Source organism: Amycolatopsis sp. NPDC059235, from assembly GCF_042754125.1.
GTDB classification, from domain to species: domain Bacteria; phylum Actinomycetota; class Actinomycetes; order Mycobacteriales; family Pseudonocardiaceae; genus Amycolatopsis; species Amycolatopsis albidoflava.
The window spans coordinates 1-15764 of sequence record NZ_JBHZAG010000146.1 but is presented as its reverse complement, the minus strand read 5'-3'; the positions used below and the strand labels follow the sequence as shown (position 1 = coordinate 15764).

16 protein-coding genes are annotated in these 15764 nt (G+C 68.0%); 7 read left to right on the top strand and 9 right to left on the bottom strand.

Annotated elements, in window-relative coordinates:
- Nucleotides 1–216: 216 nt before the first annotated feature.
- The 5 genes from ACFXI3_RS45110 to ACFXI3_RS45090 are packed head-to-tail and all read right to left on the bottom strand — an operon-like array spanning nt 217 to nt 2563.
- Nucleotides 217–780, bottom strand: coding sequence for a DNA-3-methyladenine glycosylase I (locus tag ACFXI3_RS45110; protein WP_378408240.1), 564 nt, complete (start codon nt 778–780; stop codon nt 217–219).
- Nucleotides 777–1232, bottom strand: coding sequence for an SRPBCC family protein (locus ACFXI3_RS45105; protein ID WP_378408238.1), 456 nt, complete (start codon nt 1230–1232; stop codon nt 777–779). The genes ACFXI3_RS45110 and ACFXI3_RS45105 overlap by 4 nt, the downstream gene beginning before the upstream one ends.
- Complete coding sequence (locus tag ACFXI3_RS45100) at nt 1225–1554, bottom strand: DivIVA domain-containing protein (protein ID WP_037815935.1); 330 nt, start codon at nt 1552–1554, stop codon at nt 1225–1227. Before ACFXI3_RS45100 ends, ACFXI3_RS45105 begins: the two co-directional genes overlap by 8 nt.
- Nucleotides 1551–2249, bottom strand: coding sequence for a permease prefix domain 1-containing protein (locus tag ACFXI3_RS45095; RefSeq protein WP_378408236.1), 699 nt, complete (start codon nt 2247–2249; stop codon nt 1551–1553). Before ACFXI3_RS45095 ends, ACFXI3_RS45100 begins: the two co-directional genes overlap by 4 nt.
- Nucleotides 2246–2563, bottom strand: a complete 318-nt coding sequence (locus ACFXI3_RS45090) for a helix-turn-helix transcriptional regulator (RefSeq protein ID WP_344288659.1) — start codon at nt 2561–2563, stop codon at nt 2246–2248. Before ACFXI3_RS45090 ends, ACFXI3_RS45095 begins: the two co-directional genes overlap by 4 nt.
- A 140-nt stretch (nt 2564–2703) precedes the next feature.
- On the opposite strand from ACFXI3_RS45090, the gene ACFXI3_RS45085 reads away from it, so the two are divergent.
- From ACFXI3_RS45085 to cydC, 4 genes are read left to right on the top strand one after another with little or no spacing between them, the layout of a single operon-like run.
- Nucleotides 2704–3867, top strand: coding sequence for a cytochrome ubiquinol oxidase subunit I (locus ACFXI3_RS45085; RefSeq protein ID WP_378408234.1), 1164 nt, complete (start codon nt 2704–2706; stop codon nt 3865–3867).
- A gap of 3 nt (nt 3868–3870) precedes the next feature.
- Nucleotides 3871–4860 carry a cytochrome d ubiquinol oxidase subunit II gene (locus ACFXI3_RS45080; RefSeq protein WP_378408232.1) on the top strand — a complete coding sequence of 330 codons (990 nt, stop codon included), beginning with the start codon at nt 3871–3873 and terminating at the stop codon, nt 4858–4860.
- Nucleotides 4861–4872: 12 nt separating this feature from the next.
- Nucleotides 4873–6372: a thiol reductant ABC exporter subunit CydD gene (cydD, locus tag ACFXI3_RS45075; RefSeq protein ID WP_378408230.1), complete on the top strand. Its 1500-nt coding sequence runs from the start codon at nt 4873–4875 to the stop codon at nt 6370–6372.
- Complete coding sequence (cydC, locus tag ACFXI3_RS45070; RefSeq protein WP_378408228.1) at nt 6369–7877, top strand: thiol reductant ABC exporter subunit CydC; 1509 nt, start codon at nt 6369–6371, stop codon at nt 7875–7877. The genes cydD and cydC overlap by 4 nt, the downstream gene beginning before the upstream one ends.
- Here cydC and ACFXI3_RS45065 read toward each other — a convergent pair.
- Together ACFXI3_RS45065 and ACFXI3_RS45060 are read right to left on the bottom strand one after the other, a co-directional pair.
- Nucleotides 7861–8454 (bottom strand): hypothetical protein, encoded by a 594-nt coding sequence (locus tag ACFXI3_RS45065; RefSeq protein ID WP_378408226.1) that lies wholly within the window; start codon nt 8452–8454, stop codon nt 7861–7863. The two genes, cydC and ACFXI3_RS45065, sit on opposite strands and share 17 nt — an antisense overlap.
- Nucleotides 8455–8547: 93 nt before the next feature.
- Nucleotides 8548–9453 (bottom strand): glucosyl-3-phosphoglycerate synthase, encoded by a 906-nt coding sequence (locus tag ACFXI3_RS45060; protein ID WP_378408224.1) that lies wholly within the window; start codon nt 9451–9453, stop codon nt 8548–8550.
- Between the two features lie 54 nt (nt 9454–9507).
- Between ACFXI3_RS45060 and ACFXI3_RS45055 the strand changes: the two genes are divergently transcribed.
- Nucleotides 9508–10182 carry a lysophospholipid acyltransferase family protein gene (locus tag ACFXI3_RS45055; RefSeq protein ID WP_344288674.1) on the top strand — a complete coding sequence of 225 codons (675 nt, stop codon included), beginning with the start codon at nt 9508–9510 and terminating at the stop codon, nt 10180–10182.
- Between the two features lie 4 nt (nt 10183–10186).
- Here the strand turns inward: ACFXI3_RS45055 and ACFXI3_RS45050 are convergent, their stop codons facing one another.
- Complete coding sequence (locus ACFXI3_RS45050) at nt 10187–10729, bottom strand: TIGR00730 family Rossman fold protein (RefSeq protein WP_344288676.1); 543 nt, start codon at nt 10727–10729, stop codon at nt 10187–10189.
- Complete coding sequence (locus ACFXI3_RS45045) at nt 10729–11514, bottom strand: TIGR00730 family Rossman fold protein (protein WP_344288678.1); 786 nt, start codon at nt 11512–11514, stop codon at nt 10729–10731. The genes ACFXI3_RS45050 and ACFXI3_RS45045 overlap by 1 nt, the downstream gene beginning before the upstream one ends.
- Before the next feature lie 359 nt (nt 11515–11873).
- Between ACFXI3_RS45045 and ACFXI3_RS45040 the strand changes: the two genes are divergently transcribed.
- A complete protein-coding gene (locus tag ACFXI3_RS45040; RefSeq protein ID WP_378408221.1) occupies nt 11874–13964 on the top strand; it encodes a M4 family metallopeptidase in 2091 nt (696 codons plus the stop codon).
- Between the two features lie 188 nt (nt 13965–14152).
- Nucleotides 14153–15211: a chitinase gene (locus tag ACFXI3_RS45035; RefSeq protein ID WP_344288682.1), complete on the top strand. Its 1059-nt coding sequence runs from the start codon at nt 14153–14155 to the stop codon at nt 15209–15211.
- The last annotated feature ends 553 nt before the right edge of the window (nt 15212–15764 follow it).

Genomic DNA, 15764 nt, shown 5'->3' with positions numbered 1-15764 from the left:
GGGTTGGGGGGGGCCACCCCACATTTTTTTTTCCCTCAGGTTGGGGGGTGGCTTTTACAGGCGGGAAAGATGCCTTGACAAGCCACCCCAGACCGCAGAGAGGCTTCGTATCGGGGTGCGGGGGAGGGGCTGGGTGCACCGATTGTTGGGTGCATCGGCTGCGGTTTAGGGCTGTGAGGGGAACCCTGAGGGACTCTGAGTCCCTGAAGGTGGCCCTCACGTTGCGCGGAAGCAGCCTTTTACGTGGTCGTCGACCATGCCGGTGGCTTGCATTAGGGCGTAGCAGGTGGTGGGGCCTAGGAAGGCGAAGCCGCGTTTTTTCAGGTCTTTGGCCATTGCTTTCGACTCGTCGGTGATCGCTGGTACGTCCGCCATGGTGCGGGGGCGGCGGTGTTTTGCGGGGGCGAAGGACCAGAGCAGCTTGTCTAGCGGGATGTCCAGGTCTGCTACGGCGCGGGCGTTCTTCACCGCTGCTTCGATTTTCGCGCGGTTGCGGACGATGCCTGCGTCCTGCATCAGGCGTTCGACGTCCTTCTCCTTGAAGCGCGCGACCTTCTCCGGTACGAAGCCGCGGAAGGCTTTTCGGAAGTTCTCGCGTTTGCGCAGGATGGTGATCCAGGACAGTCCGGACTGGAACGACTCTAGGCACAGGCGCTCGTACAGCTCGGCCTCACCATGAAGCGGGACGCCCCACTCCTCGTCGTGGTACGCCGCGTAGTCGGGGGTCGAGTTGCCCCAGCTGCAGCGGGCGATTCCGTCTTCGCCCAGCAGGTCCGTCATTGTTCCCCCATTGAATAGTTCTCCGCGAAGCTCGCGAACTGGCGCAGCGAGTGGCGCACTCCTAGTGCGAACGCGGGACGCGCCAGGGGCCAGCCTGCGCGGCCTAGCAGGCCGAAGGGCAGTTTGAGGTGTTCGGCCCACACGAAGGTGCAGTGGCTGGCGCCCTTGGACAAGACCTGGAAGACCCCGGTTCCCTGCACGAGGCTGCCCAGGTGGCGCACTGTGCAGCGCAGGGGCGGTTCCCAGGTGGTGATCTCCATGGTGTCGGTGAAGCCGATGCCGCCGAAGCCGGTGAAGGCCGACAGCTTCGAGCCGACGCTGCGGCCGTTGCCCTCGACTACGCGCACCTGCGTGCCGAGCATCCACTCGCCTTGGCGGGCCCAGTCGGTGAGCGCTAGCCAGGTCGTTCCAGCCGGTGCCGCGACGTCTACCGACAGCACCAGGTCACTCACCTGTCGGCCTCCGGTGCGCCGCTTCGCGCGGTTGCTGCGCGGCTTCCAGGCGGGCGACCCGTTCGCGCAGTTCGTCCAGTTCAACACCGGTCCTGCGCAGCACCCAGTCTACTTCGGACATCTTGTACCCGCGGAACACCAGCTGGAAGCGCACCTGGCGGACGTCCTCGCCGGTGATGTCCTCGGCGGGCAGGCGGGTGGGCGAGCTGCCGGGCGGCAGCGGCGCCAGTTCCTCGCCCCGGCCGAACACCACAGCGGCCAGGAGGAACACCACGGCGGCCACCAGCAGCATGACTACGAGGTAGATCAGCGCGGTCGTCACGCGACGATCGTGGCACACCGTCCCCAGGAACGTCGCGCTAGCACGACAAGTCGGAACGACAGGACCACCCACGAGACCATCAGCAAGCCGCACGGGCCGCTGAGGAACAGGCGCGCCGCGTCGACTATCCCGGTCGCTCCGATCAGCAGCAGGATCGAGAACAGGTTGAGGCCCACCGCGATCGCGCCCAGCACTCGGCAGATGCTGGCCGTGCGGACGCCGTCGAATCGACGGCTCAGCAACCGCGTGCTCAGCAGGGCGAGGAGGCCGAGCACAGGCACGGCATAGAGCGCGGTGTGGGTGAGCTGCGTGACGTACGGGTACCAGCCGGGGTTCGGCGTGGTCAGCCGCGACCAGGAGCCGTACGTGAAGATGCGCGCCAGCTCCCACGACGCCTGCATCGCGGGCACGCCGAGGACGAGCAGCCACAACGTCCGTACGCCGTTGTGCATGCTCAGTTCCGCTTGGTAGTCACCGGCGACCTCGCGGACGTGGCCGAAATCCGCTACCGCGCGGCGTTGCGCTTCCGCCTCGCTCCAGCCGCCCTCGCGGTACGCCTCGGCCGCGTCCCGCAAACCGTCGCGGGCTTCGGCGAGCAGATCCGCCTTCGCGCCGCGGCGGCCGACCAGCGCTCGGTCCAGTTCGGCCAGGTAGCCGTCGATCGGGCTGGTCGCGGCCCGGCTTGTCGTGGTCATGGTTCCAGCACCCCGCCGATCACCGTGGTGAACTCCCGCCACTGCGACCGTTCCGCGGCCAGCGCCTGCTGTCCGGCGCGCGTGAGCCGGTAGGTGCGCCGTTTGCGGCCGGACACCACGTCCCACTCGCTCGCCAGCCAACCGGCGCGCTCGAGCCGGCGCAACGCCGGGTACACCGTGCCGGTGGGCAGGTCGAGCGCTCCGTCGCTGCGCAGCGACAGCGCCTCGATGATCGCGTAGCCGTGCAGCTTGCGGCCGTCGAGGACGGCGAGCAGCAACGCGTCGAGGTGTCCGCGCAACGTGTCCGCTTTCATAGGTCGTCAGTCTACTCATCTTGTCCTTGGCAGGCTAATCTCCGCGGCCCGCGCGACCGTCCGGGAAAAACCCTGAGATCTCCCCGATCTCATAGGTTTACCCGCTACATGTAGCCACGCTACCTATAGGATCCGTCGGCATGGACCCGCTGCCGATCGCGAGACTCCAGTTCGCGACCACCACCTCGCTTCACTTCCTGTTTGTGCTGCTCACCTTGGGTTTGGTGACCATGGTGGCGATCATGCAGACGCGCGCGACGATCCGCGGCGGCGAGCAGCCGCACCGGATGACCGCGTTCTGGGGCCGTCTGTACGTGGTCAACTACGCACTCGGAATCGTCACCGGAATCGTGATGGAATTCCAGTTCGGGATGACCTGGACCGGGCTGTCCGCGTTCGCCGGGGACGTTTTCGGCGCGCCGCTCGCGATCGAGACGCTGGTGGCGTTCTTCCTGGAATCGACGTTCCTCGGATTGTGGATCTTCGGCCGCGGCCGGATGAACAAGTGGCTGCATCTCGCGGTGCTGTGGCTGGTCACGCTGACCGCGTACGCCTCGGCGCTGTTCATCATGGTCGCCAACTCCTTCCTGCAGAACCCGGTCGGTTCGCGGATGGAGAACGGCGTGCTGCGCCTGGACGACTTCGGCGCGTTGTTCGCGAACCCGGCGCTGGTCGCGTCGCTGCCGCACGTCATCGGGGCCGCGCTGCTGACCGGCGGGTTCTTCGTGACCGGCGTCAGCGCGTACCACTTTCTCAAGCGCACCACCGAGATCGACTTCTTCCGCCGGTCGCTGCGGATGGGCGTCGTGACGTCGCTGATCGGCAGCGTGCTGGTGGTCCAGGCCGGGTTCGCGCAGTTCGCGGAGGTCGCCGGGTATCAGCCGGACAAGTTCAAGGGCTCGGCGGGCGTCGGGCTGCCGCTCGGGATGATGATCATGGTCGGCTTCTTCGCGTTCTTCGCGTCGCTGATCGGCACGCTGCTGCTGTTCCGCGACCTGCTGCTGCGGGCGCGGCCGGTGCTCTTCCTGATGGTGCCGGGGATCGCCGTGCCGTTCGTCGCCGCGATCCTGGGCTGGCTGGTCCGCGAGATCGGCCGTCAGCCGTGGCTGGTGTGGGGCAAGCTGCGCACCGCGGACGCGGTCGCCGACGTCAGCGGCGGGCAGATCCTGTTCTCCTTCACCGCTTTCACGCTGTTGTTCGTCGTGCTGGCCATCACCGACTGGGTGCTGCTCGCCCGGATCGCCAAACGCGGCCCGGCTGTCGCGACGGCGGAAACCGAACTTCCTGTCCTGAGTGGAGTGTGACCCGTGGTGACGATCTGGTGGGGTGTGCTCGGCTTGCTGCTGGGCGGCTACTTCGCGTTGGCCGGCTACGACTACGGCGTCGGGATGCTGCTGCCCGCGCTCTCCCGCTCCGGCGACGAGGCTGGACAGCGGCGAGTGCTCGGCGCGGTCGGTCCGTTCTTCCTGGCCAACGAGGTGTGGCTGGTCGCGGCCGTCGGCGTGCTGTTCGGCGTGTTCCCGCATCTGGAAGGCCGGGTGTTCGCCGGGGCCTACGTGCTGGTGGTGCTGTTGCTGCTGGGATTGGTCACCTTCACCGCGGCAGTCCAGCTGCGGAGTCGGCATCCGGAAGGCAACCGGCGCGGGTGGACGTTCGCCATTACCGCGGGCGCGTTGGTCACGGCGGTCTCGTGGGGGTTATTCCTCGGCAACCTCGTGCGCGGGCTTCCGCTCGATGCGCAAGGGCGTCCGGCTGACGACGTCTTGGCACTGTTCAATCCGTACGCGGTGCTGTGGGGGCTCGGGTTTGTCGCGCTGTTCTGCTTGCAGGGGCTGGTTTTCCTCACGGTACGCGGTCCGGCTGAGATCGCCGGCCGGGTTCGTCGGTTTACTCGATCCTTCCTGGCCCCGGTCGGCGTGTTCCTGGTGGTCGCGACTATTTGGGGCGCTTTCTCAGTTTCCGACGTTTCCTGGGCTGCGTTAGTGGTTGTCGCCATTGGTTTCGCAGCCTATTCGGCTGTCCTCTTCGGACTCCGTCGACCGCGGTTGGCGCTGCCCGCCGTGATGCTTCTGAGCGCCTGCCCGGCGCTGCTGGTCGGCGTACTGCGCTTCCCCGTGGTCCTATCGGCACCGACGGGCTACCAGCTGACCGTCGATCAGGCCGCCACCACGCCGGACATGGCCGCGGTGATCGGCTGGTTCGCCGCGCCCGCACTTCTCGTCTTGATCGCCGTGCAGTGGCTGACCTGGCGGGCACATCGGCGTCCGGTCGACGAGAAATCGTTGCTGCACTTCTGAAGGAGTCTCGCCATGCCTGCCCTACCTGGTCTCCGCGGTTACCTCGCGGCGCTCGCCGTGCTGGGTGTCGTCACCGCTGTCACCGTGCTTGTCCAGGCGGACGGGCTGGCGACCCTGCTCACCGGCGGCGGCGTTTCGGTCGCGCTGGTCGTCGCCGTCGGGGCGCGAATCCTTCTCGCCGTCGGACAGGGCCTGCTCACCAGCCATTTCGCAGCTTCGGAGCAAGCAGGCCTGCGTCGCCGGTTGCTCGACGCGACCGGCGACCCCGGCGCGACTGCCACGCGAATCACCAAAGGCGTCGATGCCACCGCGACCTACCTCACCGGCTACCTGCCCGCGATGATCCTCTCCGTACTGGTGCCAATCTCGGTACTGGCAAGGCTTTTCACCGCCGATCTGACCTCCGCGTTGATCGTGACCGCCACTGTGCCGTTGATCCCGGTCTTCGGCGCACTCATCGGAGCACATACAAAAGCGCGTACACAATGGACACTGCTGACCCGGCTAGGCGGCCACTTCCTCGACGTCGTCCGAGGGTTGCCGACGCTCAAGCTGTTCGGCCGTGCGCAAGCCCAGACCCGCATCGTGCGCGAGATGGCCAACGCACACGCCGACGCCACCATTCGGACGTTGAAGGTCGCCTTCCTTTCCGCACTGGTGCTTGAACTCGTCGCCACGCTGTCGATCGCACTCGTCGCAGTACCGATCGGATTCCGGCTGCTGTCCGGTTCGATGACCGCGCACACCGCGATGCTGATCCTTGTCCTCGCACCCGAGGCATACCTGCCGCTACGCGCCGCCGGAGCGAAGTTCCACGCCGCCGCCGAAGGGCTCACCGCACTGAAGGAAATCCTCGACGCACCAACCGCTGTCCGCCGATCCGGCATGCAGACCCGCCGCCTCGGCCCACCGGAAGTGGCATTCGATCGCGTCTCTGTGCGTTACGGCGAAACCCGGGCGCTGTCCGAAGTGGACTTAACAATTCACCCTGGCGAACACCTCGCGCTAGTCGGGCCGAGCGGCTCCGGAAAGTCCACTCTGCTCGCGGTCCTGCTGGGTTTCGTCCAGCCGACGTCCGGCCGGGTCCTGATCGACGGCGTCGATCTGCGCGCCCTCGACCATTCGTCCTGGCTGCGCGACACCGCGTGGCTGCCGCAACGTCCGACGCTGTTTCGCGGCACCCTCAAGGAAAACACCGGCGGACGCCGGGTCGACGACATCGTCACCGACCTCCCCGACGGCTACGCGACCGAGATCGGCGAACTGGGCGCCGAACTGTCCGCCGGGCAACGGCAACGCGTCGGCCTGGCCCGCGCCTTGTCCCGCACCGAAGCCGGACTGGTCTTGCTGGACGAACCCACCGCCCGCCTCGACGCGCGCACCGAAGCAACCGTGCTGGCAGGCGCGAGGGAACTGCTGCCCGGACGCACCGCGATCCTGGTCGCACACCGACCGGCGCTGGCCGCGCTCGCGTCGCGGACGGTCGAACTCAACCATGGGGTGACAGTATGAAACTCGCCCGCGCGACCCTCCTCGCCGTCGGCGCCGAACTCGCCGGACTCGGACTGACCGGCACCGCGGCGTGGCTGCTCATGCGCGCCGCCGAACAACCTCCGCTCGCCGCACTCACGCTCGCGATCGTCGCCGTGCGGGTTTTCGCGCTGGCCCGCGGCGGACTCCGCTACGCCGAACGCCTTGCCGGACACGACGTTGTCCTCCGCTACCTCGGTTCCCTGCGAACGCGGGTGTACCAAGCCCTTCTCCCCCGCCGGGTCGCCGAACACTCCGGCGCAGATCTGGTCACCCGCCTGGTGTCCGATGTGGACGCTTTGCAGGACGCCATTCTCCGGCTCGCGCTACCGGCGGTGGTCGCGGGAACCGTCGGTCTCGCTGTGGTGGTTTTCGCCGGTTTGGTAAGCCTTCCGCTCGCCGGGATTGTCCTTATCGGACTCCTCGCGACAGTAATTCTGCTGATACCCAGAGGAAGCGCGCCCCAGAGACGACAGGAGCTCGCCGAACGCACCGTAGAACTCGTCCTCGGCCGCGATGAACTGATCGCCTACGGCTGGGAGCAACGCGAGAAAGACCGCGCCACCAAGGTAATCCAGGAACTAGCCGCGGACTCCCGGCGCACCGGCCGCCGCCTAGCCCTGGTCACCGCCGCCGGAGTGGCGGTGCAATTCGCGACCACCGCCGCAGTCGCATTGCTCAGCCCAGCAAGCCATCCGGTCACCGCGGCCCTCACCCTGACCACGATGGCCCTCTTCGAGCTGGTCCTGCCGCTGCTCGCCGCCGCCGAGCGCATCCCCGAAATCCGGGCGTCGCTGAGCCGAGTACGCGCCGTCCTCGCCGCCCCAGCACCCGCCCCGGAACCAACCCCTGGACCAGGACATTTCCGGCTGACGAACGTCGGCGTGCGTCATCCCGGCCGCCGCGCCGCGCTCGAAGGCATCGACCTCGACCTGCCGCCCGGCACCCGGCTCGGCATCCTCGGCCCTTCCGGAGCTGGAAAGACGACCCTGCTGCACGTCCTGCTCGGTTTCGTCTCCCCCACTTCCGGCACGATCACCGTCGACGGCCGCCCCGTGGCCGGGCCACACCCCGCTGTGATCTCCGGAGCACTCGCCGACGCACACGTCTTCGCCACGACCGTCCGCGAAAATCTGCTGCTCGCCAACCCGGAAGCCACCGACGACGACCTGCGCGCCGCCTGCGAAACCGCGGGCTTCGACCTCCCGCTGGACCGGGACACCGGCCAGAACGGCGACGCCCTCTCCGGCGGTCAACGGCAACGCCTGATCCTCGCCCGCGCGGTCCTCGCCGCACCTCCAGTACTGGTCCTCGACGAACCAGTGGAAAGCCTCGACCCCGCACACGGCGACGAAGTCCTGGCCCGAGTTCTCGCGCAGGCCAAGGGAACCGTCGTGCTGGTGACGCACCGGCCGGAGCACGTCTACGGGTTCGACCAGGTCCTCACCCTCGAGGAGGGGCGACTAGCGCTCACCGTTCCCGGGTGAGCGGAATCGGCGGGTCCATCGGATGAATGTGGAACACGTCGTCAGCGTCGACGTACATGTTCACTTCCGGCGCACCTCGGAACAGAGCCACCACGACGTTGTCGAGCCGGACCCGTCCTCCGCCGAGATGGGTGATCCCCTTCGGCTCGTCGAGCTTGGCCAGCCAGTCGGCCTGCTTCGGGTCCATCGTGGCGAGGTAAGTCCCGGTCCGGCCGGAGCGGATCTCGTGGTCGGCCAGGACGTCGCCCCACTGGGCGAGCGTGAGGATCTCGCGGATCGCGGCGCCGAGAGTCTCGCGCCCTCCGTGCTCCACCGGTCCGTAGCTCGCCCGGCGGGCCAGCCCGCCGTGCCAGTAGCTGTAGTCGTCGCCGGGCACGGTCCGGACGACCGTGTGCCACGAGAGGCGCCGGTAATGGGGATGCGGAGCCAGCTCAGCCCAGCCGACCGGGAATCCGTCGCGGCTGCCGTCGTCCGCACAGACCTGCACGACCTTGCGATCCGGCTGCCGGATGGCCAGATTGCGCAGTTTCACCTGGTTCACGGTGCTGGAATCCAGCCGGTCTTTGGCCATGCCCATCGCCCCCGGTCGTTCGAGCCGAATCGGCCCCGAACGTAGCGCGCGTCGATGACATTTCGGTGAAAACCACCGCGTGTCCAATATGGACGGACGTCACGGCTGCCGGGCGGCCAGCACCTCCCGCATCGGCGGCCGGTCCGCCACCGGCACCTCCGTCACGTCCGGCACCCATTCCCCGGACACCTGCACGAACTGCGTGAACCGCGCCGCCTCCGCGCCCGGCATTCCGCAGCGGGCCAGCGCGGTGCCGAGGATCTGCCGGGACATCACGCCGAGCTGCAGCAGCGACCGGTTGCGGTGTTTGCGCACGCCGAGGTTGACCTGCGCCAAGCCGTCGAGGCCGTAGCGCTCCTCGGCGTCCAGCAGCAGGCCGATCTCCACGCCGTACCCGCCGGCGAACGGCACCGACTCCAGGAACTCGCGTGTGCCCGCGTACTCGCCGCCCAGCGGCTGCACCAGTTCGCCCAGCGCCGGGCGCAGCGCGGACAGCACCGGCCGCGCCAGCAGTTCGGTGACCCGGCCGCCGCCGGTGCTCTCCAGGCGCAGCGGGCGGCGGTAGAAGCCCTTGACCAGGTGCACGCCGTCCTCGGTGAGCAGCGGGCCGAGCAGCGAGGGCACGAACGCCGGGTCCGGGTCGACCAGGTCGGAGTCGAGGAACACCACCACGTCGCCGGTCGTCGCGGCGAGCGAGCGCCACAGCACCTCGCCTTTGCCGGGGCGCGGCGTCAGCTCCGGCACGACGTCCTCGCGGCGCACCACGCGGGCCCCGGCGGCCGCGGCGACCTCGACGGTCGCGTCCGTGGAACCCGAGTCGACGACCACCAGCTCGTCGACGACCCCGCCGAGCAGCGGGCGCACCGACGCGACCACCGCGGCGACCGTTTCCTCCTCGTCCAGCGCCGGCAGCACGACCGACACCGTCCGGCCGCGTTTGGCGGCGAGGATGTCCGCGGCGCTCCACCCGGGCTCCTGCCAGGTGCGACGGTGAAACCAGCTCATGGAGGCGATCGTGCCATGCTGGAACCGGCGCCCGATCCTCCGGAGGGAGAACCTTTGCTCACGCTGCTCGTCCGTTTCGTGCTCGGACCGCTGGTCCGCGTGCTGTACCGGCCCAAGGTCGAGGGCGTGGAGAACATTCCCGGGGACGGCCCGGTGCTGCTCGCCTCCAACCACCGGGCGGCGCTGGACACCGGTGTGATCACGTTCACCACGCCGAGGCAGGTCCGGTTCCTCGGCAAGGCCGAGTACTTCACCGGCAAGGGGCTCAAGGGCCGGTTCATCGCGAAATCGCTCGACGCGCTCGGGTACATCCCGGTCGAACGCGGCAACGCCCAGGCCGGGCTCGCCGCGCTCGAAGCGGGCCGCAAGGTGCTCACCGACGGCGGCGTGTTCGCGATCTACCCGGAGGGCACCCGCTCGCTCGACGGACGGCTGCACCGCGGGCACACCGGCGTCGCCGCGCTCGCACTCTCCACCGGGGCGAAGGTCGTTCCGGTCGCGTTGTTCGGCACCGAGGGCATCCAGCCGAACGGCGCGAAAATCCCGCGGCCCGCCAAGATCCGGGTCCGGTTCGGCGAGCCGCTGGACTTTTCGCGCTACGAAGGCCAGGACTCGTCCTCGGCGATCCGCCGGTCGGTGACCGACGAGATCATGTACGCGATCCTCGAACTGTCCGGACAGGAATACGTCGACACCTATCACAAACGGCCGGACGAAAAAGCGTCGTGACGCGTTATCCGACCGAGCGGCTCAGGATGTCGACCAGCTTGTCGGCATCAGACGCGACGCTGATCAACTCCCGGGTCTCCGGCCGCAGGAAACCCTTCTCCAGCATCTGATCGGCGAATGCCACGAGCGGCGAGTAATACCCGGCGACGTCGAGCAGTCCGATCGGTTTGCGGTGGATGCCGAGCTGCGCCCACGTCCACACCTCGAACAATTCCTCGAGGGTGCCGACGCCGCCGGGCAACGCGACGAACGCGTCCGACAACGCGGCCATTTTCGCTTTGCGCTGGTGCATGTCGGCGACCACGTGCAATTCGGTGAGCCCGCCGTGCGCGATTTCCACGCTCGACAGCACTTCCGGGATCACGCCGATCACTTCGCCGCCCGCCGCGAGCGCGGCGTTGGCCACCACGCCCATGGTGCCGACGCTCGCGCCGCCGTAGACGAGGCCGATTCCCCGCTGCGCCAGCAGTTTCCCGACGCCGGCCGCCGCCTCGGCGTACTCCGGCGAAAAGCCCTGCGCCGAACCGCAGAACACACAGATCCGCATCAGTGCGTGTCCTCCCAAGCCTGATAAGAGTCCTGCACGACGCGCACCGCGTCGTCGATGTCGTCGGTCAAGTGCAGCAGGGCGAGGTCCTTCTCGCCGATTTTCCCGCCGCCCAGCACCGATTTCTCGATCCAGTCGTACAGCCCGCCCCAGTATTCGGTGCCGAACAGCACCACCGGGAACTTCGTGACCTTCTTGGTCTGGACCAGGGTCAGCGCCTCGAACAGTTCGTCGAGCGTGCCGAATCCGCCGGGAAGGCAGATGAACGCCTGCGAATACTTGACGAACATGGTCTTGCGCGCGAAGAAATAGCGGAAGTTCACGCCGAGGTCGACCCACGGGTTCAGGCCCTGCTCGAACGGCAGCTCGATGCCCAGCCCGACGGAGAACCCGCCCGCCTCGTTCGCGCCGCGGTTCACCGCTTCCATCGCGCCCGGGCCGCCGCCGGTCATCACCGCGAATCCGGCGTCGGCGAGCGCGGCCCCGATCTTGCGGCCCAGTTCGTACTCCGGGTTGTCGCGTTTGGTGCGCGCCGAACCGAACACGGTCACCGCGCGCGGAACCTCGGCCAGCGCGCCGAACCCCTCGACGAACTCGGCTTGGATGCGCAGCACGCGCCACGGGTCGGTGTGCACCCAGTCGCTCGGCCCGCGCGAATCGAGCAGCCGCTGATCGGTGGTGCTGCCCTGATCGCGCCGATCGCGCCGGAGCACCACCGGGCCCTTGTGCCGCTCCACCGGACGTTCGGGGTACTGGCCGTCGGGAAACTCAGACTGTTCGCTCACCAGCCAAGCCTACGGGCCGATCGGCCCCGGCGGGCGCCCGCGTAGGCACCGGAGCGTGACGGATCGGTTGCCCGCGGCTGAACGCGCGAAAGCGGACCACCAGCGGGTTCCGGTCCTCCTACCAATGGCCGGTTGTCGGCAACTACCGACGAAAGTCGCCCGGCCCGTCCCGAATCGGCGTTTTCCCTGCTACGGGGCCACCTGAGAGGAATAGTCCTGATCGCTCCCGGGGTCCCGCTGGTCCGTTCAGCGCATTGACCGCCCCCGTGAGCGCTTTTTTACTCACGGTGTCCGCGGCCTGATCAGCCCAGCTCAACGCGTTGCGCTTTTCCCCATCGTGTACCCCGAAAGGACTGTCGATGACGTCCAGAAGAGGGCTCGCCACCGGCATCGCAAGTGTCGCCGGTCTCGCCCTTTCCCTGCTCGCGCTGCCGGTGACCCCGGCATCCGCGGCCCCCGCCCACCCCACCGCAGACCCGCAGGCCACCGCGATCGCGGCCGCCGACCGGGTCGCCGCCGCAGGCGCGGTCGGGCTCCGCAAGAGCTCGGCCGAGAGCCTGCACCGCGTCAGCACCACCCTGGGCGACGCCGGGCTGTATTACAACTCCTACGAGCGCACCTACGACGGCCTTCGGGTCGTCGGCGGGGATGCGGTGATCGTCGCCGACGGAACGGGCCGCGTGCGCGGCACGGACTCCGCCGACGGCGCGGCGATCACCGTGGGCACCACGCCTGCTGTCGACTCGGCGCGCGCGGCTTCGGTCGCCCGCGCTCAGCTGCCGACCGTGAGCACGGTGAGCAAGCCTGATCTGGTCGTTCTCGGCGGCGCACAGCCGAAACTGGCTTACGAGGTGGTCGTCAAGGGCCGCACCGCGAAGGCGCCGAGCAACCTGCACGTCTTCGTCGACGCCGCCACCGGCAAGGTCCTCGACCAGCGTGACGACGTGAAGGCCGAAAGCCCGGCCAAGTCCGCTTCGAACGCCGCGGCCCCCGCCGCGGCGGGCAACGGCAACAGCTACTACGCCGGCCAGGTCAGCATCGACACGAGCGGCTCCGGCAGCTCGTACTCGATGCGCGACTCGACCCGGCCCGGCATCAGCTGCGGCCGCGAGGGCGGCTCGGTGTTCACGAAGTCCAGCAACAACTGGGGCAACGGCCAGGGCACCGACCTCGAAACCGGCTGCGTCGACGTGCTCTACACGGTGCAGACCGAGTGGAACATGCTCAAGGACTGGCTGGGCCGCAGCGGTATCGACGGCAACGGCAACGGTTTCCCGGCGTCGGTCGGCTTGAACGACGTCAACGCCTACTGGGACGGCTCGTCCACCCACTTCGGGCACTCGCAGGACAACCAGCGCCAGGCGACGTCGATGGACGTGGCCGGACACGAGTTCGGGCACGGCATCTTCCAGAACACGCCGGGCGGCGCGGGTTCGGGCAACGAGAACGGCGGGCTCAACGAGTCCACCGGCGACGTGTTCGGCGCGCTGACCGAGTTCTACGCGAACAACCCGGTCGACACTCCCGACTTCACCGTCGGCGAGGGCGTGAACCTGGTCGGCAACGGCCCGATCCGCTACATGTACGACCCGAGCCGCGAGGGCGACCCGAACTGCTACTCGTCGTCGATCCCGAACACCGAGGTGCACGCGGCGGCAGGCCCGCAGAACCACTGGTTCTACCTGCTCTCCGAGGGCACCTCGCCGACCGACGGCCAGCCGGCGAGCCCGACCTGCAACAACAGCAGCATCACCGGCATCGGCATCCAGAAGGCCGGCAAGATCTTCTACAACGGCCTGCTGCACAAGACCTCGTCCTGGAACCACAAGGCGGCCCGCAAGGCCACCCTGCAGGCGGCGGTCGACCTGTTCCCGGGCAGCTGCACCGAGTTCAACGCCACCAAGGCGGCGTGGGACGCGGTTTCGGTCGCCGCGGTTTCCGGTGAGGCCACCTGCACCGGCAACCCGCCCGCGGGCAACGACTTCTCGGTCAGCCTGTCGCCCTCGACCGCGACTGTCCAGCCTGGACAGTCCGCCACGTCGACGGTGACCACCAAGATCACCAACGGCAACGCGCAGTCGGTGAAGCTGACCGCGAGCGGCCTGCCCTCGGGCGCGACCGCGACGTTCAACCCGGCGACCGTCCAGTCCGGCGCCACCGCGACCGTCACGATCGCCACGACGGCCAGCACGCCGAACGGCACCAGCAAGGTCACGATCACCGCGACCGGCGCGAACGCCACCCACACCGCGGACTTCACGCTCACCGTGGGCAGCGGCAACCCGGGCGGCTGCGGCGGCGTGACGGCATGGGACTCGAACAAGTTCTACGGTCCGGGCGATGTCGTCTCGTACAAGAGCCACAAGTGGACCTCGTCGTGGTACTCCGTCGGCGCTGAGCCGGGTGCGCCCGGTTCCTGGGCCGTCTGGACCGACAGCGGGGCCTGCTGACGCAGTAAACTCTCCCTAGTTCCCCCAAGACCAGCCGGGCACGGCGCTTCGTGCCCGGCTGGTCTCTTTTTGTGGTTGTCCAGACCACCTTGGCCGCGAATTTGTCTAGACCATACGATCGGGGGTAGGCATCCCCTCGGCCCGCCGCTTACCGTTGCGGCAACACCGTTATCGGGACGGGAGCCGTGATGTTCGAACGGAAATCGCGCTGGTTCGGGACCGCCGTGGCGGCCCTGCTCGCACTGCCGCTAGCCGGGGTCGCCCCCGCCTCGGCGGCCGCCGCACCACAATCGGACACCTGCGCGGTAAAACCGAGACCATCAGGCTCAGTGCTGCAGGGTTACTGGGAAAACTGGGACGGAGCCTCGAACGGCGTCCACCCCGGCATGGGCTGGGTCCCGATCAACGACCCGAGCATGGCCGCCCACGGCTACAACGTCATCAACGCCGCCTTCCCGGTGATCCTCTCCGACGGCACCGTGCAATGGGAAGACGGCATGGACGCCACGGTGAAGGTGTCGACTCCCGCTGAGATGTGCGCGGCCAAAGACGCCGGCGCCACCATCCTGATGTCCATCGGCGGCGCGGCAGCAGGCATCGACCTGTCGTCGAGCTCGGTCGCCGACAAGTTCGTCAGCACCATCGTGCCGATCCTGAAGAAGTACAACTTCGACGGAATAGACATCGACATCGAAACGGGCTTGTCAAGCAGCGGCGACATCAACACGTTGTCCGCCTCGCAGGCGAACTTGGAACGCATCATCGACGGCGTCCTGTCGCAGATGCCCTCCGGCTTCGGCCTGACCATGGCCCCAGAAACGGCCTACGTCACCGGCGGCTCGGTAACCTACGGCTCAATCTGGGGCGCATACCTGCCGATCATCAAGAAGTACGTGGACAACGGCCAACTGTGGTGGCTGAACATGCAGTACTACAACGGCTCCATGTACGGCTGCTCCGGAGACAGCTATGAAGCAGGAACGGTGCAAGGCTTCACGGTCCAGACCCAGTGCCTGGACAAGGGCCTAACCGTACAAGGCACCACCATCCGCGTCCCGGCAGACAAACAGGTCCCAGGCCTCCCAGCCCAACCAGGCGCAGGCGGCGGCTACATGGACCCAGGCTCAGTTTCGCAGGCCTACCAAAGCGTCCCGGGCCTGAAAGGCCTAATGGACTGGTCAATCAACTGGGACGGCTCAAGGGGTTGGACCTTCGGCGACAACGTGAAGTCGCTGCAAGGCCGCTAGACCGCTGCGGGCCGGGGTGCTGCGCAAGGCGCCGCCCCGGCCTCAGCTCAACAGAAGGGCCGCCAGGGACCTCTCCCCGGCGGCCCTGAGTGCGTGAGGGCCACCCTCACGTACTCAGAGTCCCTCAGGGTTCCCCTCACGTACTTCCGCACGCCGTGAGGGGCCCCTTCACGGAATCAGATTCCCTCAAGGAGCCCTTCACAGCCCACTCCCGCTCGCTCGCCCCACCACACGCCACGATGCCGCCCCAACGCCACATTCGGCGCGTCCCACGCACCCAATGTGGCATTCGGTGCATCTGACGCACCAGATGCCACATTGGGGCGCTAGCCCCAACCCGAAACCGCACCGATGCACCCAACCTTCGGTGCACCCAGCCCCCAAACCGCACCAGCGCACCCAACGTTCGAGGCACCCAGCCCCCAAACCGCACCGCTGCACCCAACTATCGGTGCACCCAGCCCCTCCCCCGCACCCCGATACGAAGCCTCCCTGCGGTCTGGGGGGGGGGGGTGGTAGAACAAAAATCCCCCGCGAAAAAAACCCCCCCCCC